Source organism: Serratia sp. CY55921 (assembly GCF_052167655.1).
GTDB lineage: Bacteria > Pseudomonadota > Gammaproteobacteria > Enterobacterales > Enterobacteriaceae > Serratia > Serratia ureilytica.
Genome location: NZ_JBJNMU010000010.1, coordinates 38,138 through 61,350 on the forward strand (window position 1 = coordinate 38,138; position 23,213 = coordinate 61,350).

General features: G+C 50.7%; 26 protein-coding genes. 25 read left to right on the plus strand and 1 reads right to left on the minus strand.

Translation table 11 applies throughout. The features are described from left to right. Positions 1 to 124: 124 nt before the first annotated feature. From ACJ8M3_RS23875 to ACJ8M3_RS23895, 5 genes are all read left to right on the plus strand, one after another. Entirely contained in the window at positions 125 to 418 is a 294-nt protein-coding gene (locus ACJ8M3_RS23875) for a hypothetical protein (RefSeq protein WP_060432400.1), read from the plus strand. 86 nt (positions 419 to 504) lie between these two features. Beyond that, a complete protein-coding gene (locus ACJ8M3_RS23880) occupies positions 505 to 765 on the plus strand; it encodes a hypothetical protein (protein WP_128869045.1) in 261 nt (86 codons plus the stop codon). 59 nt (positions 766 to 824) lie between these two features. Next, positions 825 to 1,706, plus strand: coding sequence for a DUF4942 domain-containing protein (locus tag ACJ8M3_RS23885; RefSeq protein ID WP_435958772.1), 882 nt, complete (start codon positions 825 to 827; stop codon positions 1,704 to 1,706). 824 nt (positions 1,707 to 2,530) lie between these two features. Continuing rightward, positions 2,531 to 2,947, plus strand: coding sequence for a protein TraE (locus tag ACJ8M3_RS23890; RefSeq protein ID WP_435958771.1), 417 nt, complete (start codon positions 2,531 to 2,533; stop codon positions 2,945 to 2,947). A gap of 44 nt (positions 2,948 to 2,991) precedes the next feature. Continuing rightward, the gene (locus tag ACJ8M3_RS23895; RefSeq protein ID WP_435958770.1) at positions 2,992 to 3,846 is read left to right on the plus strand and encodes an LPD29 domain-containing protein; all 855 of its coding nucleotides are present in this window, start codon (positions 2,992 to 2,994) and stop codon (positions 3,844 to 3,846) included. A gap of 33 nt (positions 3,847 to 3,879) precedes the next feature. Here ACJ8M3_RS23895 and ACJ8M3_RS23900 read toward each other — a convergent pair whose 3' ends face one another. Then, on the minus strand, positions 3,880 to 4,200 hold the full coding sequence (locus ACJ8M3_RS23900; protein ID WP_435958769.1) for a hypothetical protein: 321 nt from the start codon (positions 4,198 to 4,200) through the stop codon (positions 3,880 to 3,882). Between the two features lie 222 nt (positions 4,201 to 4,422). Here ACJ8M3_RS23900 and mobA point away from each other — a divergent pair, with 222 nt between their 5' ends. From mobA to icmT, 20 genes are all read left to right on the plus strand, one after another. Beyond that, complete coding sequence (mobA, locus tag ACJ8M3_RS23905) at positions 4,423 to 4,755, plus strand: plasmid mobilization protein MobA (RefSeq protein ID WP_060432402.1); 333 nt, start codon at positions 4,423 to 4,425, stop codon at positions 4,753 to 4,755. A 7-nt stretch (positions 4,756 to 4,762) separates the two neighbouring features. Continuing rightward, positions 4,763 to 6,718, plus strand: a complete 1,956-nt coding sequence (traI, locus tag ACJ8M3_RS23910; protein WP_435958768.1) for a TraI/MobA(P) family conjugative relaxase — start codon at positions 4,763 to 4,765, stop codon at positions 6,716 to 6,718. Between the two features lie 123 nt (positions 6,719 to 6,841). Next, a complete protein-coding gene (locus ACJ8M3_RS23915; RefSeq protein WP_435958767.1) occupies positions 6,842 to 7,117 on the plus strand; it encodes a helix-turn-helix transcriptional regulator in 276 nt (91 codons plus the stop codon). 116 nt (positions 7,118 to 7,233) lie between these two features. Next, on the plus strand, positions 7,234 to 7,434 hold the full coding sequence (locus ACJ8M3_RS23920; protein ID WP_072270311.1) for a TraY domain-containing protein: 201 nt from the start codon (positions 7,234 to 7,236) through the stop codon (positions 7,432 to 7,434). Between the two features lie 763 nt (positions 7,435 to 8,197). Beyond that, on the plus strand, positions 8,198 to 9,349 hold the full coding sequence (locus ACJ8M3_RS23925; RefSeq protein ID WP_435958766.1) for a toxin co-regulated pilus biosynthesis Q family protein: 1,152 nt from the start codon (positions 8,198 to 8,200) through the stop codon (positions 9,347 to 9,349). Positions 9,350 to 9,462: 113 nt separating this feature from the next. Beyond that, positions 9,463 to 9,927, plus strand: a complete 465-nt coding sequence (pilM, locus tag ACJ8M3_RS23930; protein ID WP_128869051.1) for a type IV pilus biogenesis protein PilM — start codon at positions 9,463 to 9,465, stop codon at positions 9,925 to 9,927. A gap of 21 nt (positions 9,928 to 9,948) precedes the next feature. Then, positions 9,949 to 11,580, plus strand: a complete 1,632-nt coding sequence (gene pilN, locus ACJ8M3_RS23935) for a PilN family type IVB pilus formation outer membrane protein (protein WP_435958765.1) — start codon at positions 9,949 to 9,951, stop codon at positions 11,578 to 11,580. A gap of 3 nt (positions 11,581 to 11,583) precedes the next feature. After that, on the plus strand, positions 11,584 to 12,882 hold the full coding sequence (pilO2, locus tag ACJ8M3_RS23940) for a type 4b pilus protein PilO2 (protein ID WP_435958764.1): 1,299 nt from the start codon (positions 11,584 to 11,586) through the stop codon (positions 12,880 to 12,882). Beyond that, positions 12,869 to 13,441, plus strand: a complete 573-nt coding sequence (pilP, locus tag ACJ8M3_RS23945; protein WP_435958763.1) for a type IV pilus biogenesis protein PilP — start codon at positions 12,869 to 12,871, stop codon at positions 13,439 to 13,441. The genes pilO2 and pilP overlap by 14 nt, the downstream gene beginning before the upstream one ends. A 5-nt stretch (positions 13,442 to 13,446) precedes the next feature. Next, positions 13,447 to 14,937, plus strand: a complete 1,491-nt coding sequence (locus ACJ8M3_RS23950) for a GspE/PulE family protein (RefSeq protein ID WP_435958762.1) — start codon at positions 13,447 to 13,449, stop codon at positions 14,935 to 14,937. After that, positions 14,934 to 16,049: a type II secretion system F family protein gene (locus tag ACJ8M3_RS23955; protein WP_128869054.1), complete on the plus strand. Its 1,116-nt coding sequence runs from the start codon at positions 14,934 to 14,936 to the stop codon at positions 16,047 to 16,049. Before ACJ8M3_RS23950 ends, ACJ8M3_RS23955 begins: the two co-directional genes overlap by 4 nt. A 36-nt stretch (positions 16,050 to 16,085) precedes the next feature. Then, positions 16,086 to 16,676 carry a type 4 pilus major pilin gene (locus tag ACJ8M3_RS23960; RefSeq protein WP_060442022.1) on the plus strand — a complete coding sequence of 197 codons (591 nt, stop codon included), beginning with the start codon at positions 16,086 to 16,088 and terminating at the stop codon, positions 16,674 to 16,676. A gap of 54 nt (positions 16,677 to 16,730) precedes the next feature. Then, complete coding sequence (locus tag ACJ8M3_RS23965; RefSeq protein ID WP_089186989.1) at positions 16,731 to 17,216, plus strand: lytic transglycosylase domain-containing protein; 486 nt, start codon at positions 16,731 to 16,733, stop codon at positions 17,214 to 17,216. Further along, the gene (locus ACJ8M3_RS23970) at positions 17,216 to 17,884 is read left to right on the plus strand and encodes a prepilin peptidase (RefSeq protein ID WP_435958761.1); all 669 of its coding nucleotides are present in this window, start codon (positions 17,216 to 17,218) and stop codon (positions 17,882 to 17,884) included. Before ACJ8M3_RS23965 ends, ACJ8M3_RS23970 begins: the two co-directional genes overlap by 1 nt. Then, positions 17,881 to 19,233, plus strand: coding sequence for a shufflon system plasmid conjugative transfer pilus tip adhesin PilV (pilV, locus tag ACJ8M3_RS23975; RefSeq protein WP_442514769.1), 1,353 nt, complete (start codon positions 17,881 to 17,883; stop codon positions 19,231 to 19,233). The genes ACJ8M3_RS23970 and pilV overlap by 4 nt, the downstream gene beginning before the upstream one ends. A 79-nt stretch (positions 19,234 to 19,312) precedes the next feature. Next, positions 19,313 to 20,389 carry an acyltransferase family protein gene (locus ACJ8M3_RS23980; protein ID WP_435958759.1) on the plus strand — a complete coding sequence of 359 codons (1,077 nt, stop codon included), beginning with the start codon at positions 19,313 to 19,315 and terminating at the stop codon, positions 20,387 to 20,389. Between the two features lie 102 nt (positions 20,390 to 20,491). Continuing rightward, entirely contained in the window at positions 20,492 to 20,956 is a 465-nt protein-coding gene (locus tag ACJ8M3_RS23985; protein ID WP_442514770.1) for a DotD/TraH family lipoprotein, read from the plus strand. Further along, positions 20,953 to 21,765, plus strand: coding sequence for a type IV secretion system DotC family protein (locus ACJ8M3_RS23990; protein ID WP_160126023.1), 813 nt, complete (start codon positions 20,953 to 20,955; stop codon positions 21,763 to 21,765). Before ACJ8M3_RS23985 ends, ACJ8M3_RS23990 begins: the two co-directional genes overlap by 4 nt. Further along, positions 21,758 to 22,933: a plasmid transfer ATPase TraJ gene (gene traJ, locus ACJ8M3_RS23995; RefSeq protein ID WP_160126022.1), complete on the plus strand. Its 1,176-nt coding sequence runs from the start codon at positions 21,758 to 21,760 to the stop codon at positions 22,931 to 22,933. Before ACJ8M3_RS23990 ends, traJ begins: the two co-directional genes overlap by 8 nt. After that, positions 22,926 to 23,213 (plus strand): IcmT/TraK family protein, encoded by a 288-nt coding sequence (icmT, locus tag ACJ8M3_RS24000; RefSeq protein ID WP_060432358.1) that lies wholly within the window; start codon positions 22,926 to 22,928, stop codon positions 23,211 to 23,213. The genes traJ and icmT overlap by 8 nt, the downstream gene beginning before the upstream one ends.

Sequence of the window (23,213 nt, forward strand, 5' to 3'; positions counted from 1 at the left end):
AGAAAACAAGGGTAAATGGCACGCCTTCGGCGCCCTTGCTTTCTGCCCAGGTCTGTCGCTCCTTCGCCCTTTGCCGCGAAAGGTCCCGACGAGAGATGAATTAACCACCAGGCAGGAGAGCAGAATGAACACACAGAACGTCAACGTCAAAACCGCCGCTCAGGAGCCCTCGGAAAGATGTGGGGAGAGGCTGAACGCTATCTGTCAGAACGATATGCCAATTTTATTGAAGGAATGCCTGTATGTCCTGAATGAAATTACAAATCGCAGACTGCCGCGAGGTAGCCGTTATCCCGATACTTATGCGCTGGCCTCGGCCATTGAAGCCGTTTTACGGGCGGTTGAACAAGAACAATCAGCCGCAGTTCAACGTGATCTAAAGGAGGTTTTCAACCCAAAAACGCAAATCCGTAAATGAAAAAAGCAGCGTTTCCGCTGCTTTCTCGTGCCGGTCTACCCCTAGGAAAGTTAGCCCGGCTCTCAATAATCGATTGGAGTAAAACTATGACTATTGAAGTTTCAATCATTACATCAACTGACTCTTATGTAAAGCAATTGGCGGCAAATAACGAAGCGCCGAAAAAGCAAACCCGCATACTGCGGGACAGCCTCGAGGCTACGGCAGTTAAACCTGAACTGCGTGCATTGGGGCGGCATATTGCAAAATGTCAGCGTAAACGCCAGCCGGTACGCATTCCGGCTATGCGCGGTAGTGAGCTAGGGCAGGTATTGCGCACGTTAGAACTGAAACGGGCCTACGCCTGATAACACGAACTGCCGTCCTGTTGGACGGCAGTTTTACCCAACTCATTAAGGAGAAACACATGACATTTTCAACCGTAGAACAGACCCGTGATAACGCGGGTGTGATCGCAGATATTACCGTTAATCCTTCCCAAGGGGGGGAAGTTATTCCCTCTGTTTCTATTGACCGCATTATTGCGCAGCGAAATGGTGGCATTGCTCAATTCATGGAGGGAATAGCATTGATCCATACGGCTGCTAAACAGCTTTCAGAGGCGGCCAACAAAGAATATTTGTATGGTTACAGCGACGTGGTCAAACAGGCGTTGGATTGGCGAGGCAAACCAGAAAAATACGGTGATGCGGTTGCCAAGCTGATTGATCGTAAAGTTTGGGATCGGCTGCTGAGTGATACCGGTATGTACACGCTGATGAGCAGCAAACAGCGGGAAGAGTGGGATCGCCAACTGAACAGCAAGGATTGTCCGGAGGTCACGCTTGATACGGTGCTGGCGACGTTCAAACAACTTAATGCCGACAAGGTTGTTACCTTTGAGAAGGGGGTAATAGATGTATTTCGCAGCCTGTCATGGGACTACAAAACCAACAGCCCATGCCGCCTTGGGAAAAAGATCATCGTAGAACGCTTTCTCAGCACATGGCGGTACGGGAAATCAAGTTTCACGTGGGAAGGGCAACAACTGCTCGATGATCTGGCGCGTCCATTTTATTTGCTTGATGGGAAGGCGGTGCCGGACTTCAGGTCAGGGGACGGTCAAAAATACGCTGATTTCTTTGGCACCGGCAACAAAATTAGCGAGTTGTGTGATCTTGAATATTTTACCGTTAAGGGCTTTGCCAAAGGGACAGGACATATCGTTTTTAAACGCCCCGATCTGGTAAATAAAATTAACGATATCGTGGCGCGCCAGTTCCCAGGGATGTTGCCACCTCGCTTGTAACCAGTAAGTCAGACCTAAGGAGGCAGGCAGGGAAATCCCTGCCTGGAAAATATGCCCGATCATTATAAATTTGAACAAATGTGCCATTTTGTCATTATTCGGTGATCATGGCTTGAGTGTGCCAATTGCAGAAATAGTGGCGAACTGTTGAGGTGTTAACTGCTATAAGCCTGCCAGGCGGATAAAAGCCCTGTGGCTTCGCCACGGCTGCTTTCGTCCCTCTGGGGCTGATTCAGTCCAGTAATGTCCCTTTTAATTCGATATCGCTGTTTGATGTTTTCCCTTCTTTGACGCCTATTTCTCCTTTCACCAGGCTTGAAAAAAAACACAATGAGCTGAAGCTCCCTGCGGTGGCCGGTCGCATGCGCCCGACCATCAGCCCCACTCGACTAGTCAGCCGTATGCGGCTGACAAATCTCGCCGAACCCGCGAGCGGTTTCGGGCCTGTCGGCTAGGGTCTGAGAGCCAACGTCAACAGCTGGCGCTTACAGGCGGCAAGTGCCGGCGCCGCTTTCACTGGTGGCTCCTTCGGCGCCACCGCTAGAGACGTCCCGCCGTTCCGGCGTGCCGGATGTGTTCATTCTCAAAGTTCTGTCGTTGCCCATCACTCGATAAGTCCCGGCGCAGAGGGCAGGGGGTAGCACCGTCGCCCAGCGCAGTACCAGGGTAGCGCTACGCCGCCGTCAAAAACTTTTTCTTTCCTTCGGTCAAAAAAACTTTTCGTCGTCGCCCTGGCACTGCGCCGTTCGTCGTTGCTCCTTTGCCCTTCGCTGCGACGGAACTCACCGAGAGATGGATTAACCATCGACAAGAGGAAAACCAGAATGAACACACAAAACGTCAACACCGCTGCTCTAGAATCTTCCGAAAGATGTGATCTCAATGACTTTGAAACTTGCCGTCTTGGTCAGTTCGCAGTTCGATTTTTTGCGCCTTCAAGTGATGGTGCTATGCATGGAAACTGCACCTACATGTGCCTTGCAAGCAGTGAATGGGATGCCGCCTTTAGATTCGGGCAGCATTGTAAGAATGTTCATTACGATATCTATTCGGTGACAGAAACAGAGCCAGTTCAGGCTGTCGCGTTAAGTACAAATAATTATCGATTTGTCCCGTTGAATTCAAAGTGTTGGCGTTGCCTTGATACAGGGTTCGTGGTGTTCGTTACAGCTGATGGAGGCATATACGATGAAATCATGCAACCATTAAAACGCTACGGCACGTTGTCCCAAATTTTCTAATTTATGCGGGGCGATGTCCCCGCTATTTATCATGGAGTTTAAATATGAAAATCGAAAATAAATCTCTTAAGGTTGGGCAGGCTGTTTACACTAATCTTTACGGGTATGGCCGTGGCGTAATTTTCGGTGTTCATGGTGAGCCTCTACCAGAAAACGTTATAAATTTTCCTGGAAATGAAATGGTTCATGGTGAAAGAATTGATCTTGATATTGTGTTTCATTGCGGAAAAATTCTTCGGAAAGTGTCTGAAAGTATTTTGCTGGGTGTTCAGTGGAAGATCTGTGATGACGTTTGTACACCGTCAGAACTAGATGAAATTCTGTCTGCCGCGTTACAGGAAGAGCATAGGAATGAGAAAGCAAAAAAAGATATGAAAGAAGTCTTTGAGGCAGAGGTTCAAAGATTGAAATTCCTACCTGATTTTTCCCACCTTAAAAAAGTAGAAAATAATAATAGCAGTGTGGCAGCAGTAGTATCTTCAAATATTCGTTTACTGCTTAAGAAAAATTTTTCTGGCGTTAAATTTTTTGTAAAGAAAGTAAGCTATAACTCAATCTCAGTGCGTTGGATTGATGGCCCAACTTGTGACAAAGTTGAAGAGATAACAAGAAAATTTAAGAGCGGATATTTTAACAGCATGGAGGATGTTTACGAGTATAACGAAAGTCCATTCAATGTTGTTTATGGTGGTATAAATTTCATCTCTATAGACAGAGATTATAGCGATGAACTCATCGAGAAAGCGATATCACTGTGCAGAATAACTTATGGTGATAAGGTTCCTGAATGGGCTGATGTAGATTCATACAAAAAGGGAAAGTTGTTCACGGTAAATGTGAACCCATTGTTCAATAATAACTTGCAAAGTGAAATCAGACTCATGCTAAAATCGTTTTAGTCAATGATGTGGCGGGTAACCCCGCCATTTTCATTATGGTTGGTTTGTCTCCTGCTTAGCGTTACTCCTCCCACGTTTTTTTGCTGTAGGTTTTGTTGCTCGGATGATATCTGATATCGCCTTCTCGCTTACTGATATATCTACCGTTTGTAACGCTGATTTGATCTCTGATGCTGTATACCCCTTTGACTTTGCTAAGGTGATAATGCTTTCTTTTAGTGATTCCAAAAGCTCAGTTCTGCTGATTTTATTAGGTGTCAAATCAGGTAAGGATTCGAGCGCCAGTTTTGCTTCTTCTAGCTGATCCTGAGTATAAAATTTAGTTCCTGCCATGTAACCCTCTGATTTAGCCATAGTAGATGTAACCACATTAAACCATATCACTTCTGAGAGGCCAAGCCCGCCTCCTCACTGACGCCTAATTAGGCAAAAAATAGCTCGCATCCAAAAGGATAGACGTAGTAAAATGACGGACAGGAAATGTTTTGTCATTACCGCCTGCACGCAGTCGATAATGCAAAACACCTGGTCAGGGCTACGCCCCGACACCCCGGTTGAGTAGTTAGAGGTTGAGCTATGTCGAAAAGCGAGTCGCGTCAGAAAGGTATAATCATCCAAATCCGATGCACCGAAGAGGAGGCTGAGGCCATCAAAGGTAAGGCCAAGGCAGCAGGGATAAGCACTTCCGAGCTACTGCGGCGCTCCGCCTTGAACCGGAAGATAATGACACGAACAGACACACGCTTGATGAACGAACTTCTTCGTTTGGGTGGTTTACAAAAACACCTCTACACCCAAATGCAAGACCAGATGACTCAGGAACTCAGTAAGCAGTTTTCTGACGTACTGGTCGAAGTGAAGAAGGCAATCATCGCTTTGGATTTGAATCTCGTACCAGCAAACGAATAAGGGCACTATGAACGTTATCATCCCACCAAAAAGACGAGACGGCGGCACCAGCTTCATGAAGCTGGTCGGCTACCTGAGTCTGCGGGATGAGAAAAAACCTGATGAAGTTATCACGCCTGATAAGACTCCAAAGACCTCTTCACGCTCCAGTCAGGCAATTTTTGATCGCCTGGTAGACTATGTTGAGCGGCGTAATGATTACTCACCCATGCAGGTTGTCGCTAGCTTTCCTGATGGGCGAGAGCAAGTCATTGTCGGGGGCGTTGAATGTGAAACAAATTGCTTTTCACTGGAGACAGCTGCAGCAGAAATGAATATGGTTTCTGCGCAGAATCGACACTGTAAAGACCCCGTCTATCACTTCATTTTATCCTGGCAAGAGGATGAGACTCCGACACCGTCTCAGGTGTTTGATAGCGCTCGCCATTGCCTGGAAAAGCTGGGGATGGCAAACCACCAATTTGTTACCGCTATCCATCGTGATACCGACAATATTCACTGCCACATCGCCGTTAATCGTGTGAATCCGGAAACGTATCGTGCAGCCAATTTGTGGAATGATGCAGACACCTTACAACAGTGTTGCCGCGTTCTGGAAAAACGTTTTGGCTTCAAACAAGATAATGGCAGTTGGGTTTGGGGTGATAACAATACATTGCGTCGTGCACCCTGGCGTTTTCGTAATGCTCCACAGGGAGCTGCCAAGCGGGAGATCTTCTCTGACAAAGAAAGCCTATATCATTATGCTGTTCGGCAGGTGCGCTCAAAAATCACCGATGCCATCAAGAACAAGACTGCAAGCTGGAACTATTTTCATCTTCTGATGCATGCCAATGGTCTGGGGTTGCGTGAACAATCGGGCGGGTTGGTTATATACGATATCGCGCGACCAGATACTATGATGGTGAAGGCATCTGATGTTCATCCGTCTCTTTCTAAGACCAGGCTTGAACCGTATTTTGGTCAGTTCGAAGCTCCACCAAGCTTTAATTCTGAAGACCTGGAAGAGGGGGGGTATGCAATCTATAACCACTACCAACCTGAATTCCAGGTGCGCGATCGGGAGGCGAGAAAAGAGCGTCGTGAAGAAAGGGCTGCTGCGCGCGATGACCTCAAATTGCGTTATAAAAAATACCGCGATACATGGGTAAAACCAGACTTGAACGTGAGAGCACGCTATCAGGAGATTGCCGCACATTATCAGTCAATGAAGGGTAATGTTCGCCATAGCTACCGCGACCCTCTGCTGCGAAAACTGATGTATCGAGTTGCTGAGTTCGAGCGAATGAAAGCCACAGCGGAGCTACGAATTCAGATCCGAGAGGAACGTAAGACGCTGTTTGAGTCAGGACAATATCGTCCGTTGTCTTACCGTTCCTGGGTGGAGCACGAAGCCTTAACGGGGGATGTTGCCGCTATTAGCCAGCTGCGTGGATGGGCGTATCGTGAGAAGCGTAAAGCGAAAGCCGCCGATCCGAATAAGCATAAAGACAGCGTATTGGTGTTCGGTGTCGCCGACGACTCACCGTTGCTCGAACGGTCTACCCATGCAACTCGTCTGCACCGGAACGGTACAGTGGAATATCTGCGTGATGGGGTTGTCGGTGTAGTCGATCGTGGTAGCCAGGTTGAGATTAAGCCCGGGTTCGAGGATTACGACGATACCGCGAATTACCACCTGGCTGCAGAGATTGCCGGCACGAAAAGTGGTGAGCGAGTTGAGGTTGTTGGCACCGACGATTTCGTTGACCGCGTACTGGTTGAGGGCTGTCGCCTGAATTACCAGCAGGAAAAAGAGGTGTTCCGGCCAACAGACAACTGGCAGCGCGGTCGCTCCGAGGTTCTCGAGCATCGCCACGTTAGACCAGAAATGGGTTATGACGCTCCAGCTGGATCTCGTCAAGCTGACGATCGCGACGATGATGCACCAACAGTAAATTCGTATTGGGGACCACGTCCTTAAACAGAGCAGTAGATAAAAAGTAAAGCGAGATAATTAATGTAAATCATATTATTAGTCGCTGATTGCACAGGGTTGAAGGCCTGTACAACCAGCTAACCATAACAACCTGTACGGGAGGCTGCCATGGCTGCCATCGATCCTAGCCAATTTAGGGCATTACACAAGTATTTTCCGGATTTAACACTCACTCAGTTGGCTACTGCCTATATGTACTCGACAGGAATCCCTGTGGGAACGATTGCTCAGCTTCGAGATGTATCGGAGGACACTGTCAAAGATTCTCTCAAAGCAGCATGTCATCGAATGCACTTAACGTCGATATCTACGATGGGGACGGCGATCCAGCTTAAGCTAAACCTTGAGTTGTTGATTGCCATTGACACCCTGCAACTAAATTGAATTTTAGACTCACAGTTTAACCAATACGTCAACCCCCTTTTAAAGGGGGTTTCGCATTTTAGGAGAAAGGATTAATCTCGCCATAATTCTTTTGAAGATGTAGGGAATTATAATAAATGACTGATAAGTCACAATGGAAAGCCGCACAGACCGTTATCGAAATGAGCCCTGATGTTAATCGGTTGTTGACTCAGGCCGCAAAGCGCTCAGGTCGTAGCAAAGTTAAAGAGGCGACAATTCGACTTGCCGATCATCTAAAAACAGTTACAGATATTGCGGTGCCTGGCCGCCGTTTCCTTTCTGATGAATCCAAGTAGCACCCTATAGAGATCCAACACCAGGGAACTCTATTTTATTAGTTTGTTTAGTGATTATAAAAATATATGGCGTTAACTCGCAGGGCCTTCTATTACCTGGAATCTTTTGAATTTTGGGTGATTGCCCGTGAGGAATTATCACGAAATGAATAATTCGTCCGTTGGGATGGGGTGCTCGTGGCCTTTGAAAAAAGGTGGCGCCCGCTTTTTAACAACCGGGGTTACTTATACACATTATCCGCTTAGCGGTTATGTGATTTTTCAATGGGAGTAACCCCGAATGGAAAGTCGGACAGTATTCCGTAACTGTTAAGACCCCTATGCAAAAATGCAATGTATCTATGGGTACGATCTGCCTGTAGAGAAGATTAGCACCACCCGCGAGGGCGGGGTGAATGGGCGTGAACGGGCAACACTGGCAGTGAAAGGATGCTGACGCAAAAGAGATTTGTGCAAGTCCATTCTAACGAGTGGACTTGCCTGAACAGCAGTTTACATTCGGATAAGGAGATGTTGATGGCAAAAGGAAAGTTAAACTCATCACAAACTTTTTCCTGTGAGTTCTCCGAACTATCGACACTAATTGCCCCTGATATAGAGAAAATAAACAGAACGCGTAAAAGAAAGCGAATTAGACGCGATACGTTATTTTACCTGGGTAATACAAAAGTGCAGGTAAAGAAAAAGTACAGGCTCTCATCCTCCGCTATAAACCCCTCTCTACCTACATCGCGTACCCGGCCTTTTGAACGTGCGGTGGCCTGTGCAAATATTCTTTGCCGAACTGTTACTAAATAAACTTCCTAAAATCGTTATTCTGCAATACCCCTGTCTTGTTTCCTGTTTATCCCACTGCGTAATTGAGGTGACTCTATTGAAAATATTTCTCCCCGTTGCCCTAGCGCCGGTGGTGTTGAGTGGATGTGCTATTAGCCCATCTTCGCCGCCGCGCCTTCCGGCTCAAGAGTTTGTGACTTCGTTGATCCAGGAGCAAATACCGATAATTCAGCGAGCACAGGCGGATCTGGCCCAAGCCAGCCGGGTTAGTTTAAAACCTGTGCGGACGGTTCCTGAGTCCAGGCCAGCAGGCACATCGTTGAGGCGTCAGCCGGAGGTCATTCAGCCTAGGGCGCTTGCAGGTCAGCCGGTACCTACCCTGCAGGCTATCCGCTATATCGGAGAGCGGCCAGCCAGTCTGACGCTTGCCAAGCCGGGCAAAGCTTCAACGCTCCGTCAGGCTATACGGCAGATTACCCCTCCTGGTTGGCAAGTGACTTTCTCTCAAGAGCTTAAACCGGATGCCCGCACTTCACTGCAATGGCGCGGTAACGATCAGTGGCCGTTTGTGCTGGATGACGTGCTGCAGCAACAGGGCAAGGTCGCGCTGGTCGATTGGTCAACCCAACGGATTTCCGTCGCGGCCAAATCTGTTGAATTTACTCCCGGGGCCGTGGCTGCAAATTCGCCTAAAAGCGCATCAGTTACCCTGTCCTCAACCCCAGCGGTAACCGATAAGAAAGGCAGTGTGGTATCTGGCCGTAATCCATTTGGTGGCAGTAAGCCGGTAGCCACCTCGAGCCCTACCCCGGCGGTAAAAACTACAGCTTCGGTAACACTGCCCAAATCGGTCATTAAACCAAAGGTTTGGCGGATCGAAGCGGGGAGCACGTTGAAAGATACCCTGTTCAGTTGGGCGGCGGCAGAGAAGTGTTCTACCCCTGGTGTCGCTAACTGGACTGTCGCCTGGTTGACATCGGTGAATTACCGCATCGACGCCCCACTCCAGTTTGAAGGCAGTTTCCGGGATGCATTGAATAGCCTGTTCACCTTATACGGTACGGCCAAAGTGCCATTGTATGCCGGTATTCGCCATGTCCAATGTGTCATCTCGGTTGATGACAAGGAAATCCATTGATGGACATTCAGTAACATCCTTTCCCCTTCTGTTCAGAGGTTGCATCCGCAGCCTTATCTCCTGGAGGTTTGCATGAATTATCGCGGCACAGTGAACGTCGGCGTGATCGTCCTATGCACCATATTCTGGATAGTGCTTTGGAGGGCAATCTGATGTTTTACTGGATTTTATCTGTATTCCTGGGGTTCCTGGTATGGGTCAACATTTCTCCCCATGACCAGGCCGGGACTCAGCTACAGGATAGCACGCTGAGTCAGCGCGCTATTCAAACCATCCGTTACATCAATGACATCAATGACTGGCGCTATAACAACCCTGCACAAAAAGACGGCGTGATCCCCGACAGTGCCTTCGGCTGGTCATCCGTTGGAGGGTTGCGCAATGTTTTGCAGGCTGATCGTGTGTATGTCTATCAGCCAGATCAACCTGGGTTGATGGCGGCATTGTTGGCTCAGAGCCGACATTCCGCGCTGGTTGGCAAAGTTGTCGGAAGACGCCTCATCGACAGTGTTGGCAATGACATGCAGGTAAATGTGCCGGCGAGCATTACTGACGGCAGCCTGGTGTACCTCAACTAATCTCCCCTAATAAGGTTAACAATGAAAAAACACCTCCCCTTGACCGGGTTGGCGGCGACGTTGTGTTTGCTGCTTTCCGGCTGTGCGCCGCTTGAGCGCATCGATAAGATCGATAATCAAGTATCACGAGACGAAAATCAGGCAGATAAACATATGCATGCTCTTAAACAGGGCTCTGTGGTGCGTGATTTAACCTCTCAGTGGATCAACCCTTACCCGTTAAATGCTCAACCAGGGGGCAATAGTTTGCTGCCTCCTTGCGCTGTGGCCATCAATCGTCCTGGGAGCATCACACTGGCGGAAGTCAGTGCTTTTATCAGTAAGCGTTGTCGTTTGCCTGTGGTGGTGACGCCTGATGCACAAGCTATCTTGGCACCGACGGGTGGCAAAACTGAGCAGATAAGTGGCCCGGTTCCGGCGCCAGATCCGAATGGGTTGGTGCCGTTAGCCGCGTTGGGCGGTTCATCTACCCGTGCTGCGCCGGTCGTCAGTGGTGGCACTGCGCTCAGGGGGGTGTTCTGGCAGGGCGAGTTGGGGGGATTGCTTGATAATGTCACTACTCGTCTTGGGCTGTCATGGCGTTATGAGCAGGGTCGGATCGCCATTTTCTATCTCGACACCCGGACGTTCCCGGTCATGTTCATGGACAGCAAGGCGAGTTTTGGCTCTAAAACCGTGAGCGGCACCACTTCATCGATGGGGGCAACGGGTGACAGCAGTGGCGGTGGACTCAGCGGTGACTCCAATACCTCTCAGGCGACTGAGATGGAAATCAAATCCAGCCTGTACGAGGACGTCACCAATACCATTAAGTCGATGTTAACGCCCGGTACCGGTCGCATGAATTTGTCCGCCGGCGTCCTTACGGTGACGGATACGCCACGCGTTCTTGAGCAGATAGGCCGTTATCTGGAAGACCGCAATAAAGAACTCAACCGCCAGGTCGTTCTCAACGTGCAGGTCTACAGCGTCGAAAAACGCACTCAGGATCAGTACGGCATCGACTGGAACGCCGTATTCAACAGTGGCAGCGTCGGCTTGTCACTGACCAACGCGTTTACCGGCGCGGCTTCAGATGCGTTGAACGGTGGGGTTTCTATCCTTGATGGCAAAGGGGCGGGCACCAAAGCCTTTATCAAAGCCCTGTCTGAACAGGCGAATGTCAGCGTAATGACAGAGGCCTCGAGCATGACCACTAACCTGTCAGCGGTGCCGATCCAAGTTGCGCTGCAGCAGGACTATGCCTCCAACGTCACTACGGAGAACACGGCCAACGTCGGTTCATCGAGCAGTATCACCAAATCCACGATCACAACCGGTTTCAACATGACCGTGCTGCCGTTCCTGATGCCCCAGTCGCCAAAAATGCAGCTGCAGTTTGCGATCAATATGTCAGATGACCCGACCATGCGCACGTTCACGAGTGAAAAAACGTCGGTTGAGTTGATGAAAACACGCCTCAAAACCTTTACCCAGCGCGTCATTATGCAATCCGGACAAACGTTGGTTCTCAGTGGTTACCAATCTCTCAACAACACCGCAAATCGCCAGGGCGTCGGCAGCTTCCGCTTCTTTGGACTCGGCGGCGGTGCCAACGGCGAAAATAACAAAACCATGCTGGTCATTCTTATCACTCCGGTCATTTTGGGATAAGCCATGAAACAACAGACTACCTACACGCTGCAGAATGGGAACGCCTGGCTTGTGGCCGGGTTGCACTGGCAGTATTTGCCGCTGCGTGGGCGCCGCAGCATGCGTTTGCGTGCGAAGGAGGCCAAGGCTACGCATTGGGCAGCATTGCCAACCGGTGACGGCCAGGCACAAGGCACCTTATTGGGCACTGTCAATCTCGCCGGCAAGGCTGTTCGAAAAGGAGGCGGGCTGGCATCGATGGCGTTGGCGGTTCTGCCGGCATTGCCAGAGGCGTGTTATGGCGTTTTCCCGTTATCCAATGGGCAATACTGGTTCGTCGCTGTCAGTGACGGCATGCTTTCCCCGTTCGGTGATATCGTCGGGGATGAAACGGCTATACGCACTGCGGTTTCAAATTTTCTGGCGATCACCTCAGCGCCTGCTGCGGGGTGGATGATATATGCTCCTGGCGGTTTCTTTCCCGGGGAAGACACGGAAGATAAATCGCTCACCGACTTGGTCGATAGCAAGGTCGGTTTGCGCCGGGCCAGGCTGAGTCAGACTCATGATCCGAAGGTACTGTGGCTTTGGGGCATGGCAGTGGTGGTCCTGGGGGCCGGGTATGTGGGTTATTCGGCCTGGGAGAAACACCAGGAAGATGCGCGCATAGCAGCAGCTCAGGCCGCGCTGATGGCCAGGCAACAGATGGCACAACAGGCGCCGGCCGACAACCTGAAACCCTGGGCTACACAACCGCGGTTTCCACCGATGCTCAGTGCCTGCAGTCGCGTATGGAAAGATGCGCAGATCTCTATTGCAGGCTGGGTTTTCAATACGGCAACGTGTGATTCGCAGGGAAAAATCATACTGCACTACACCTTGCCGAACGGTGGCACCGTAGGGGATTTTGCCTTGCGCTTACCCGTGCTCTATGGTTCAGATATTCAACCCGTTTTTAATATTCCCGGTAGCGCAGACGACGCCTCTTTTGCGTTACCGGTGCCACTTTCTCCTCCAGAACATCCCGAAGATCTTCTCCCGGGCAGCCAGCAAATTCAGCACTTAACCAGTTATGCCCAGCGTATCAATGCGCGCTTGCGCCTAAGCGAAATGGACGTGAGCACGCAGTTAACGCAGGGCGACGTACAAAATCTGCCGTGGCGTACCTACAGCTTCACGTTCATTACCGATATTCCGCCCGATCGGTTGTTTGCGCCAACGCGCTTCAACAGCAGTGGAATACGGGCGTCCAGCATCACGACCACGCTCAAAAACAACCGTCTGGAATACACCATTGAGGGACTTCTGTATGCCAACCGCTAAATCCAGAGTAACGCCCTGGGCGTTGTGCCTGGTGCTGATTGCACCTGGTGTCTTCGCCGCGCCGGTCGCAGATATACCGGCGGCTCCGCCCGCTTCACCGCCGGTGAAGCCACCCACGGCAGCGGATCTTCCTCTGCCTACCACGTTCGCGCGCGCGGAGGCTGGGCGAGCGTTAAATCTTGGTCAACTGGAAGCCATCCAGGCAGAGACAGTGCTGTATGAGGCCCAGCTGGCCAGGGCCAAGGCGCTGAATGAACTGCAAAAGAACGGGTATGACCGTGCTCTGGATCAGCCTTTCAACCCGGCGCCACCTTCTCAGGACAACAAATCCGAGGTCAAGGGCGCGGTGCAAGATGCTGCTCCACCGCAGATTGTGGAGATCACCGGCGCGGGTAAGGGCTTCACGGCCGTGCTGGCACTCAGCAACGGCAATCAGGTTACGGTGCAGGTGGGGAATCGTATCCCGGGTACGGAGTTCGTTGTTAAACGGATCAACATCAATGAAGTCGTGGTGTCCGGGAAGAACCAAACACTGGTCTCTCTTTCCTTTGCGGGGTAACCCATATGTATGAGAAACGTGGTTCAACCTATATCCATTTAGATCTGGCCAACACCGATGCCCCGACGCTATATGTGTCTGACGCCCATAATAACAGTCTGGCCGTCACGTCAGAGATTGCCGGCGCGTATAAGAAATACCCCCGACTGCAGGTTAAGCGGGTTCAGCTCGACAAGCTAAAAGAGTTGCAGCAAAGCCAGCTCACCGAGAACCCCGAGGCTAATGATTATTCCTCTCAACAGGCGAAAATCATCGATTTCTTTCGGGAAGCCAAGAAGAAAGGCGCCAGTGATATTCATCTGCTGATCGGAATGAATAATGTGACAGTGGTGCAATTTCGTGTGCACGGCGACCTCGAAACGGTGACGCAGCTGGATCGCGCCGAAGGAATGACGCTGGCGTCAACGATTGTGATGTCGATGTGCGATGTGGCCGAGAAGAGTTTTAACCCCAATCGCGCTCAGGATGGGCGGGTGCGTAAAGAGTTTCTGCAAGGGCTTCAGCTCTTCGGGGCGCGTTATGCGCATACGCCGGCAGAATTCGGTCTATATGTGGTCATGCGCATTTTGCCCGATGAGGGTAAAACGCCGCCTACGCTCGACGAATTGGGTTTTCTACAGGAACAGCAAACGCTTATTCGCCGTATGCTGGCGCGCCCTGAAGGCGTCATCATCCTGTCCGGCCCTACCGGTTCTGGGAAAAGTACCTCACTGCGCACATTCAGCGAAATGTACCTGTCGTTTACCGGGCATCGAAAACGACTGATGACGCTGGAAGACCCTCCAGAAGGATTGATTTTGGGCGCGGTACAAACCCCCATCATTGCCGATAAAAACGATCCGGACGCTGTTAGCCGTGCCTGGGTCAGGTCTATTTCTGCCGCATTACGGCTGGACCCTGATGCCATGGTCGTCGGCGAAATTCGTGATGCCAACTCGGTTAAGTCTGCTTTGACGGCGGCCAAGTCAGGACACCTGGTGGAAACCACGCTGCATGCGAATGATGCGGTCGGCATTCTTGATCGCCTGACTGATACTCTGGGTATCCCCATGGGCCAGGTGGCTGATCCTCAAGTCATGATTGGGTTAATCGCACAGCGGCTGGTGCAGCTGTTATGCCCTCACTGCAAGAAACGCTGGGAGGCGGTCAGAGCAAGTCTGGGAGAGGAGAAAAGAGCGCTGCTTGAACGCTTTTGTCAGGTCGAAAAGCTGGCTTTTCGCCATCCTGAGGGATGTGAGCACTGTTACAAAGGCGTAATCGGCCGGCGTGTTATCGCTGAAGTCATTCGTCCCGATGCCAGATTCATGGAGCTGTTTCGCCATGAGGGCAAACTGGCTGCGCGCAGTTATTGGGTGAATGCGCTGGGCGGTATCACGCGCGGTCAGCACCTGATGCGTTATCTCAATGACGGACTGGTCGACCCGATTGATGCGGACTATATCAGCCCGCTGGACGAGGACAGCCTGACATTGTTACCCCCGGAGGCAGCATCATGATTTCCCGTTTGCGCGAACGGTTGACGGCGCTACGGGGCAGGATGCCGTCATCGGAAACAATGAATGAAGGGGTAGGGCGCTGGTTGGCGCAAAAGACATTCTCCACCGCTGACCGCCTGACGCTCTACGAGGATCTGGCTTTCCTGCTCGACAACAACCTCAAAGTTGAGAAAGCCATCAATTCAATGATAGGGAGCTATGGCAATAAACGCCCGCCGGTCGTCTATTGCCTGGAGGATATGCTCAGTGCCCTGCGTCAGGGCCGGTCAGTCGACCAGGGATTGGCGTCCTGGATACCCCGGCAGGAGGCCGCCATCCTCAGCTCTGGCGTTCAGGACGGCAACCTAGCTGCTGCCCTATACCGGGCGATCACCGTGGTACAGGGCATGTCGGATATGAAATCAGCATTGGTGTCCACGTTGGCTTACCCGATGCTGTTGCTGGCTACCACGTTTGCCATGATGAAGATGGTCACTGTTTATTTCCTTCCCCGCCTGGAGTCATTGTCTGCCCGAGATAATTGGACTGGGGCGTTGTGGTGGCTCAGCGCCATCTCAGAATTCTTTGTCAATCATGCAATTATTCTTGGTGGGCTGGTACTCCTGCTGATTGGCTTCGTCATCTGGTCAATGCCGAACTTGACGGGAACGGTGCGGCAGCATGTTTTGGACCGTCTATTGCCCTGGAGCGTGTATCGCGACGTGCTGGGAGTGGGTTTTTTACTTAATTTCAGTGCGTTGATGCGTGCTCAGGTGAAGACGGAAGACGCCATCGACATGCTGAGCCGTTATGCACCGCCCTGGTTATATGAGCGATTGGCCGCAACCCAGCGTCAGGTTAGGCAAGGTGACCACCTCGGGTTGGCGTTGCGCAATGCCGGCTACGGATTTCCCTCTCCGCGTGCTATCGACAAACTGGTCCTGCTGACCGACGGCGATAACGCTGAAATCATTATTGAAAATTTTGCACGGGCCTGGCTTGTGCAAACTGTAGCCCGGATCAAGCGGACGGCGTCTTTGCTTTCTTACATCGCATTGGGCACCAACGCTGGCTACATGATCCTGATCCTCCTGGCCACACAAAACCTCAACGACCTCGTGGGCACACGTTAAGCCGCCCACTCTCATCAAAACCTAAAGGAAACAGTAATGGAACTGACACAAACTCGACAGTCAGCAATCAACCGTGGGGTTATTACCCTGCTTGAAGCGGCTATTTATTTTGTTCTTGTCCTCGTTGTATTAGCTATCGCCATTACCCAGGGCGGAGGGCTGTTTAACCGCAACGACGCCAGTACGGAGTACAATAATGCCGCAGAACTTCTGACCAACACCCGCACCATGTTGAAAACATCCGGTGTTTATAATTTTGCCGCCGCTGACGCCATGACCGGCGCCCTGATCCAGTTCGGGGGCGCGCCGGCCAACATGACGGTTGTCGGTACCAAATCCTCGGGTAGCGCCAAGTTGCAAAACCTGTGGGGGGGCGCTGTCACCGTGCAACCCGTGGCAACGGCCGGTGGGCAGAAATCCTCCTTCTCTCTGACTTACGCGGCCGTTCCTCAAGAGGCGTGCATTACTCTGGCCACAAAACTGAGTGCGGCGCCGAGTGTTGTTACCACCATGGTCAACGGCACATCGACGAATGGCGCGATCGCTGCCAGCGCCGTGGGGGCGCAGTGTACTGCCGATAAAGGATCTGTTGGGCAGAACACCCTTACCTTTACCAGCAACACCTGATGCCCATCCTGCCGGCAACGTTCTGTTGCCGGCCTCCATCTGGAGTGCATTCTCATGTTGTTTTCCTTTCAACGAGCTCTGGCCTGCCTGGTGCTGGGCTGGGCATTATTATTTTCGCTGCCGGCACAGGCGTTCTGTTTTAACGAGGCAGGTGCGCGCTATAAAGTCGACCCTTTATTACTTCGCTCAATGGCGACTGTCGAAAGCAGCCTAAATCCTCAAGCCATTGGCAAAAATCGCGATAAAGCCGGACGAGTTACCAGCCGTGACTTCGGGTTGATGCAAATCAATGACCGACATATTCCCCAATTGCGCGCGTTGGGCATCATCCGCAGTGAGCAGGATTTGCTGACCAACAGCTGTCTCAACGTGCAGATCGGGGCCTGGATATTGGCAAAGCACCTCAAACAATGCGGGGTAAATTGGCAATGCCTCGGCTCCTATAATGCCGGATTCGCAGATAACAACGGTCCGAGGCGTATGATTTACGCGCGGAAAGTGTATGCGATGTACATGAAACTGAAAGGAGGTGCTGCCTGATGGCTTTGTATCTCCTGAAGTTCTCGTTACTGATGGTATGCGCCGGCGCCACTCTGTTTATTGGCGCCCAGCCGTTGGTTCATCGAGCGAAACAATTCTTGCTTGAACATGATGGCCCACCCCTTACTCGGCGGCAGGTCAGAGGCGTCACAATAGTTTTTGTCGGCAGCGGTACTGCACTGATCGCAACAACAGCCCTTGTGGGGCATCCCTGGGCAGGTACTGTCAAAATTCTGGGGCTGCTGGCCTGGGGTATTCCCATGGTGCTGCTTGATTTGCGCAATTACTGGCTACCGCTGCGATATACCTCAGGTTTTTGGCTGACAGGTCTGCTGTTTACCTTGATGCCTGGCAGTACACTTGCCCTGACTGAGGCGCTCACAGGCAGTATCGGCATGTTTTTGTTCCTCTATGCCTTTCACTATGGCGCCAAGCATCTGCGGGGGGAAGAAGGGTTCGGCATGGGCGATGTGCATTTGATCGCCGCGCTGAGTGCCTGGTTCCCCTGGCAGCTCGCCAGCGTGCTGAGCGGATGTGCATTCTTGCTGTTTATCGTCGGGGCATTACTGACGGACAAAACGACTCAACCCTATGCTCCCTGGCTATTCGTGTTACTGGCAATACTGGCCGGTAGCTTCCCTCAATTGATCCTAACAGGTGCCTTATGACTGCTGAAGTTGTCACCCCCCGTATCAACCGGGGGGTATCGTTGATCTCTATGGCCATCGTTCTGGGGATCGTGTTGATTGCCGCCCCTATCGGGTTGGAACGATATTCCAACTATATTGAAGAACAGACCTGGGTCGTGACTGCGACACACCTGAGCACAGTAAGCGAGGGTGCCCGTCGATATGTTAAAGATAACTACGATACGTTGCTGAATCAGGTAAAAGGGGGCGGCAACGTCACGGTAACCGGCCAGACCCTGCGTGATAAAGGGTATTTGCCGGCTGGGTTTTCCCTTACCAACAATAACGGCCAAACCTATATTCTTGCCGTGACACGCAATCCTTCGCAAACCGACAAGCTGGTCGCCTTTGTTTTGACCACCGGCGGTCAAAATATTACGTTCAAGGGCCAACGCTATATCGCTCAGAACACGTCTGGCTTGGGGGGGTATATCGAACCCGTCAATGTTGCCAACGGCGCCGGCGGTGGCTGGCAGGTCAACCTGACGAATATGGGGCTAAGTGGACAGAGTGGACACCTGGCCGCTTACCTGACGTCCGATGTATTGGCAGGTGGGGCTGAAGAAAGCGATCGTTTGTATCGCTTCCAGGTTAATGGTCGCCCCGATCTTAATAAGATGCATACTGCGATTGATATGGGGGGGAACAACCTTAATGCCGCTAATGATATCAACGCACAAACAGGTAATTACCAGCAGAATGTAAATGCTCAAAACGTTGTATCACGGGATGGTGTGGTTGCGGGAGGTGGAATTGCCGCTGCAGGGGATGTTCGTAGTAATTACGGCTGGTTGGTAACAAAACATGGTAAGGGTTGGCTCAACGAAGACCACGGCGGCGGATTTTACATGGATGACAACGACTGGATTCGTTCGGTTAATAACAAAGGTATTTATACCGGCGGTCAACTGAAAGGTGGGAGCGTTCGTGCAGACGGCCGGGCATCTGTCGGTGAATATCTGCAGCTTGATGGCACGGCAAATGCTGGTTGGGGATGCGGCCCAAATGGACTTGTAGGTAGGACACCGGAAGGCGTACTGCTCTCTTGCCAAAATGGCATATGGAAGTCCTTGGGGGCGTTAGATACATTTAATGTGACGAGCGATGAGCAATGCCAAAACCTAAAAGAAGCCAGAGCCTATTGCCCTGCGGGAACAAAATTAGTCTCTGGAGGATATCGACTGTCTCGTTGGACATCTAATGATTCAGCACATAACTCCCCTGATGCTGCTTATCCTGACGTCTTTTCAAATAGCTGGATTGTAGTTACGCCTAATAATGAATGGCGTACAACATGTTTTCAGTCTATTGCAATTTGTACGAAATGATACGAAGTTGTTGAGGGTGGCATTGCATAACTCAATGTAATATAATGGTTTATTAATTCACTGAATTTAAAGAATCTTCATGAAACAAGATAAACTGGCTAGCGTCCAAGCGCTGAGAGGACTGGCAGCGCTTGCTGTCATGTTATTTCACTTTCGTTGGAATATAAACCTTTCCTATCCTAATCTGGGTGATCAGTTATTCGGATGGGGGGCTGTTGGTGTTGATGTATTCTTCATAATAAGCGGATTTGTCATCACGCTTTCAGCGAAGAAACTAACACCAGGACTATCAGCGGCAGGGGTGTTTTTGAAACATCGCGCAAGGAGAATACTTCCGGCCTATTTTATTATTCTGCTAATTACCTTCCTTTTATCTGGAGCCATGAGCACGTTCCATTATCCAGATAAAGTGAGTAATTTAATAAGTGCAATCACGTTCTCCCCAATCGATGCCAATCATGCCCCCTTCTATGTGGATGATAGTGGTTTCTATGGTATTAGGTGGACACTGAATTACGAAGTGTTGTTCTACTTAGTTATGGCAGTTTGTCTGATATCAAAATACCGATGGCCATTGTTGTTTGGTATGTTTTCGTTAAGTCTGGTTGTTTTCCCTATGTTGGCTGGACATTCACCGACCTTGGATGTTAGTGGTTATCAATTCGATTCAGCTTACTTAAATCTCATGACGAACCCCATCATATGGATGTTTTTGGTGGGCGTTGCTTTTGGTCTTGTTTATCCCTATACAAAAAAGCTAAATGGCCAGTTGCGCATGTCAATATTAATTGTGTCGATAATCGTTATAGGCTACTGCATTCTATTTGTCCCGTCATGGGGGCATGGGATGACGATGTCAGGATGGTATTTGTCAATTTTGTTTATTGCAGTGGTATTAAATGATGAGCTTGTAACGAAATGTATTCCTGCCTTCTTTATTACCTTGGGAGAGATATCATTCTCTCTCTATCTCATCCACACGCTAATGAATGGTGGGATAGGTAAACGGTTTGAAGACATTGGTGTGGCTGATGGTATGCCAAGGTTTGCTTTGTCATGTGTTGTATCTATCGTATTGGCATACTTGTCATATAGATTTATTGAAAGGCCAGTGAGTCGGAGAAAGAAAGAAACAGTAAAGCATGAGTCTGTGTAGATAATAAAAGGGGGCGCAAAGCCTCCTTTTCTTTAATTTTTTTTTCGAGTTCCGCTCTAAATTCCAATCAACCAAAAAATCAGATATACAGGATAAAGAAACATGAAAATTTATTGCATGTTACTCTTTGTGCCTGTGGTGCTTAGTGGATGTCAACTTCCGGCTAAAAGTATCACAGTCATGCCGCTAAAAAATACGGACACTCAATATAATGCTGAGCAGATTCAAAACGCGCAGAATAATTTGTATTTGTCCGGTGCGATAAACCAAGTTCGAGCACCTTTATTTACTCCAGGTATCAGTGCCAATTCTCAGCGCGTAACCCTCAACAGGGATGGCGATGCTGTCGAGCTGCTTTCTCATCTGGCCCGACAACGTGGGTTGACCTTTAACTGGACGGGTGTGCGGCTTCCATTGCCGGTCAATCTGCATGTAAACGGCGTCACCTACCAGAACCTATTGCGAATGATTGAAGTCCAGACTGCCTGGCGGGCCACACTGCATGAGTTTCCTGGCCAGCTCACGCTGGTCTTTTTACAACCAGAAAAACCGAGGGGGCGTAGATGAAAAAGTCCATTCTGACGCTACTTTTCGTCAATGGCGTACTGTGCGGCCAGGCAGCAGCTGCACAATCCCCTTCAGAGTCTGCACCGCCGGATATGAGCAGTTACCTTAGCCCTTCACAACCATCATCGTCGGATATTTCGGAAACCCGTCGCCAACTGCTCGAAGAAGCTGGGCGTACATTGGGGTTTCGAGGTGGAAAAGCGCAGCGTGCCTGGGAGTTACGTCAAACCCTTGATGCTGTAGCCAAGAATTTGGATGCCTTATATGACTTCCGAACCTTGATCAGTCGTCAAGGATGGCTACCACCGGTGATCAGTGAAGCGCAGGATGTGGCCCATATCACACCTAATCAAATAAGAACCGCTACGCATGTGTATGAAATTCTCACACCGGAGCGTTTTGTCAGTAACCCGCCATCCTGGCGGAGTTGGCTTAACGCCGGCTTGTCCACTTCGGCAGTTGATGGGCCTGAAGCGGCAGTGATTCCGGCCAACGGTGCCCAGAAAGCGCTGTGGCAGGCGGCTGTACGAAAGGGATGGGAAGAGGGGCGGGAGAGTGCTGATCATACATTGGAAGCCAATTTCAATCGCCTTACCCGGGATTATCGCGGCATGTTGGTTTACTCACGCTTGTTGCAACAGGGGTATATCACCTCTCCGGTGGTGACTGACCAGCAACAAACCGTCAGTGGCGATCGCAGCAAGTTGACCACGGGTGATCGAGTTCGTCGTCTTAAGGAGCACGCTGGATTTGTGCCTGATAAGACGAAATGGAAGCCGGTCATACACAGAGAGGGAGAAAATGACTGAATCGACTGAGTTTATTCCCTATAACTTCGAGACCGGCCTAGATGGCAATGCACTTAAAACGTTTTTTGTCTGGTGTGCTAAGCAGAGTGTCAGTGATATCCATATTCAGGGCGGCAATCACCTGGTTGTCAGCCACCACGGTCGATTGAGACGAGCCAGTACCTTTGTGCTGGCTGACGATACCCTGTCCAAACTGATTGACGAGATCTTTGAACCGGAGGTGCGGGCAACGGCTGGGGGCGGCTATCCAGTCGACAGAGCGCTGCAGCTCGATGGCGACATGTACCAGCGCTATGGTCTGGATCGTGGTGAACGGTTGCGCTTTCGCTGCAATTTTGTGCAGTCTACGGCTGGGCGGTTGGATACGACTATTGCACTGACCATGCGGGTCATCCCGACCGCTATCCCCGAGCTGGATTCGTTGGGCATCGAGGATGACCTGCGCAGTGTTGTTCTGCCTCATAAGGGATTGGCCTTCATTGGCGGTGAAACCGGCTCTGGGAAAAGTACCTTTCTGGCATCGGTCTATCGGCACTGTATCGATCACGATCCTGACCGGAAAGTGACGACGACGGAAGATCCGATAGAGTTTGTTCTGGGTAAGAGCGGTGATATTTTGCCGGCGACTCAGCTGCAGATCCGTCGTGATGTTCCTAATTTTGCTGAGGGTATCCGCGCTGACCTGCGGCGCGCACCCTCGGTGATTGGCGTCGGGGAGATGCGTGATCGAGAAACTGTGGAAGCAGGGATTCAGGCTGGCCAGCTAGGCCATTTATGCCTATCGACACTGCATATTCACTCCCCCGGAGAGGCCATTCCTCGCTGTTTGAACCTATTCCAGGCGGAGATCCGTGAGGCAATCGCGCATGACATGCTCGGTGTGCTGCAATACATCGTGGTGCAGAAGTTGCTAAGGACAACTGATGGCAAACGGCAAGCTGTGCGCGAATACATTATTTTTGATGATCCTTTGCGAGAAAGGCTATCGGAAATGCCATACGTCAAATGGGGCCAACACATTGACGGCATTATTCGGACAGAGAAACGACGCATTGCCGATCATGCCTGGCAGCTGTATTTACAAGGGCGGATCGCACGCAGCGAGTTGGCCGTCGCCCTTACGAGCCATCAGTTGCGTGAACTGGAGCGAGGTCATTCACATGCATGATGAGCAGGAACCTTTGCCACCGGGCTATTGGCGCAATGCTTCTCGCAAACTCAATGTTTACGGTGTTCCGGCCCCGTTATTTTTGCTTTACCTGTTCTGGTTCCGCTTCCCTACCTGGGACACGATTTATGTGATCAGCGGCATCATCATTTTTTTCCGCATTCTGTCGGCCTTTGGTTGGACATTGACGGTACTTATTGCGCGGTTGGTCTATCTGCTGCGTGGAAAACTGCTGTCGGGTCGACCGTGGTGGTACCGCCGTTTTACTGAAGGTGAGTGA

Coding starts and splice junctions, on each gene's coding strand:
- ACJ8M3_RS23900 (WP_435958769.1), bottom strand. CDS start 4,200: ATGGCTAAATCAGAGGGTTACATGGCAGGAACTAAATTTTATACTCAG.
- ACJ8M3_RS23950 (WP_435958762.1), top strand. CDS start 13,447: ATGTATGAGAAACGTGGTTCAACCTATATCCATTTAGATCTGGCCAAC.
- ACJ8M3_RS23920 (WP_072270311.1), top strand. CDS start 7,234: ATGACTGATAAGTCACAATGGAAAGCCGCACAGACCGTTATCGAAATG.
- traI (WP_435958768.1), top strand. CDS start 4,763: ATGAACGTTATCATCCCACCAAAAAGACGAGACGGCGGCACCAGCTTC.
- ACJ8M3_RS23885 (WP_435958772.1), top strand. CDS start 825: ATGACATTTTCAACCGTAGAACAGACCCGTGATAACGCGGGTGTGATC.
- ACJ8M3_RS23875 (WP_060432400.1), top strand. CDS start 125: ATGAACACACAGAACGTCAACGTCAAAACCGCCGCTCAGGAGCCCTCG.
- ACJ8M3_RS23980 (WP_435958759.1), top strand. CDS start 19,313: ATGAAACAAGATAAACTGGCTAGCGTCCAAGCGCTGAGAGGACTGGCA.
- pilV (WP_442514769.1), top strand. CDS start 17,881: ATGACTGCTGAAGTTGTCACCCCCCGTATCAACCGGGGGGTATCGTTG.
- ACJ8M3_RS23970 (WP_435958761.1), top strand. CDS start 17,216: ATGGCTTTGTATCTCCTGAAGTTCTCGTTACTGATGGTATGCGCCGGC.
- icmT (WP_060432358.1), top strand. CDS start 22,926: ATGCATGATGAGCAGGAACCTTTGCCACCGGGCTATTGGCGCAATGCT.
- ACJ8M3_RS23985 (WP_442514770.1), top strand. CDS start 20,492: ATGAAAATTTATTGCATGTTACTCTTTGTGCCTGTGGTGCTTAGTGGA.
- ACJ8M3_RS23880 (WP_128869045.1), top strand. CDS start 505: ATGACTATTGAAGTTTCAATCATTACATCAACTGACTCTTATGTAAAG.
- ACJ8M3_RS23895 (WP_435958770.1), top strand. CDS start 2,992: ATGAAAATCGAAAATAAATCTCTTAAGGTTGGGCAGGCTGTTTACACT.
- ACJ8M3_RS23955 (WP_128869054.1), top strand. CDS start 14,934: ATGATTTCCCGTTTGCGCGAACGGTTGACGGCGCTACGGGGCAGGATG.
- mobA (WP_060432402.1), top strand. CDS start 4,423: ATGTCGAAAAGCGAGTCGCGTCAGAAAGGTATAATCATCCAAATCCGA.
- ACJ8M3_RS23915 (WP_435958767.1), top strand. CDS start 6,842: ATGGCTGCCATCGATCCTAGCCAATTTAGGGCATTACACAAGTATTTT.
- traJ (WP_160126022.1), top strand. CDS start 21,758: ATGACTGAATCGACTGAGTTTATTCCCTATAACTTCGAGACCGGCCTA.
- ACJ8M3_RS23990 (WP_160126023.1), top strand. CDS start 20,953: ATGAAAAAGTCCATTCTGACGCTACTTTTCGTCAATGGCGTACTGTGC.
- ACJ8M3_RS23890 (WP_435958771.1), top strand. CDS start 2,531: ATGAACACACAAAACGTCAACACCGCTGCTCTAGAATCTTCCGAAAGA.
- pilP (WP_435958763.1), top strand. CDS start 12,869: ATGCCAACCGCTAAATCCAGAGTAACGCCCTGGGCGTTGTGCCTGGTG.
- pilO2 (WP_435958764.1), top strand. CDS start 11,584: ATGAAACAACAGACTACCTACACGCTGCAGAATGGGAACGCCTGGCTT.
- pilM (WP_128869051.1), top strand. CDS start 9,463: ATGCACCATATTCTGGATAGTGCTTTGGAGGGCAATCTGATGTTTTAC.
- ACJ8M3_RS23965 (WP_089186989.1), top strand. CDS start 16,731: ATGTTGTTTTCCTTTCAACGAGCTCTGGCCTGCCTGGTGCTGGGCTGG.
- ACJ8M3_RS23960 (WP_060442022.1), top strand. CDS start 16,086: ATGGAACTGACACAAACTCGACAGTCAGCAATCAACCGTGGGGTTATT.
- pilN (WP_435958765.1), top strand. CDS start 9,949: ATGAAAAAACACCTCCCCTTGACCGGGTTGGCGGCGACGTTGTGTTTG.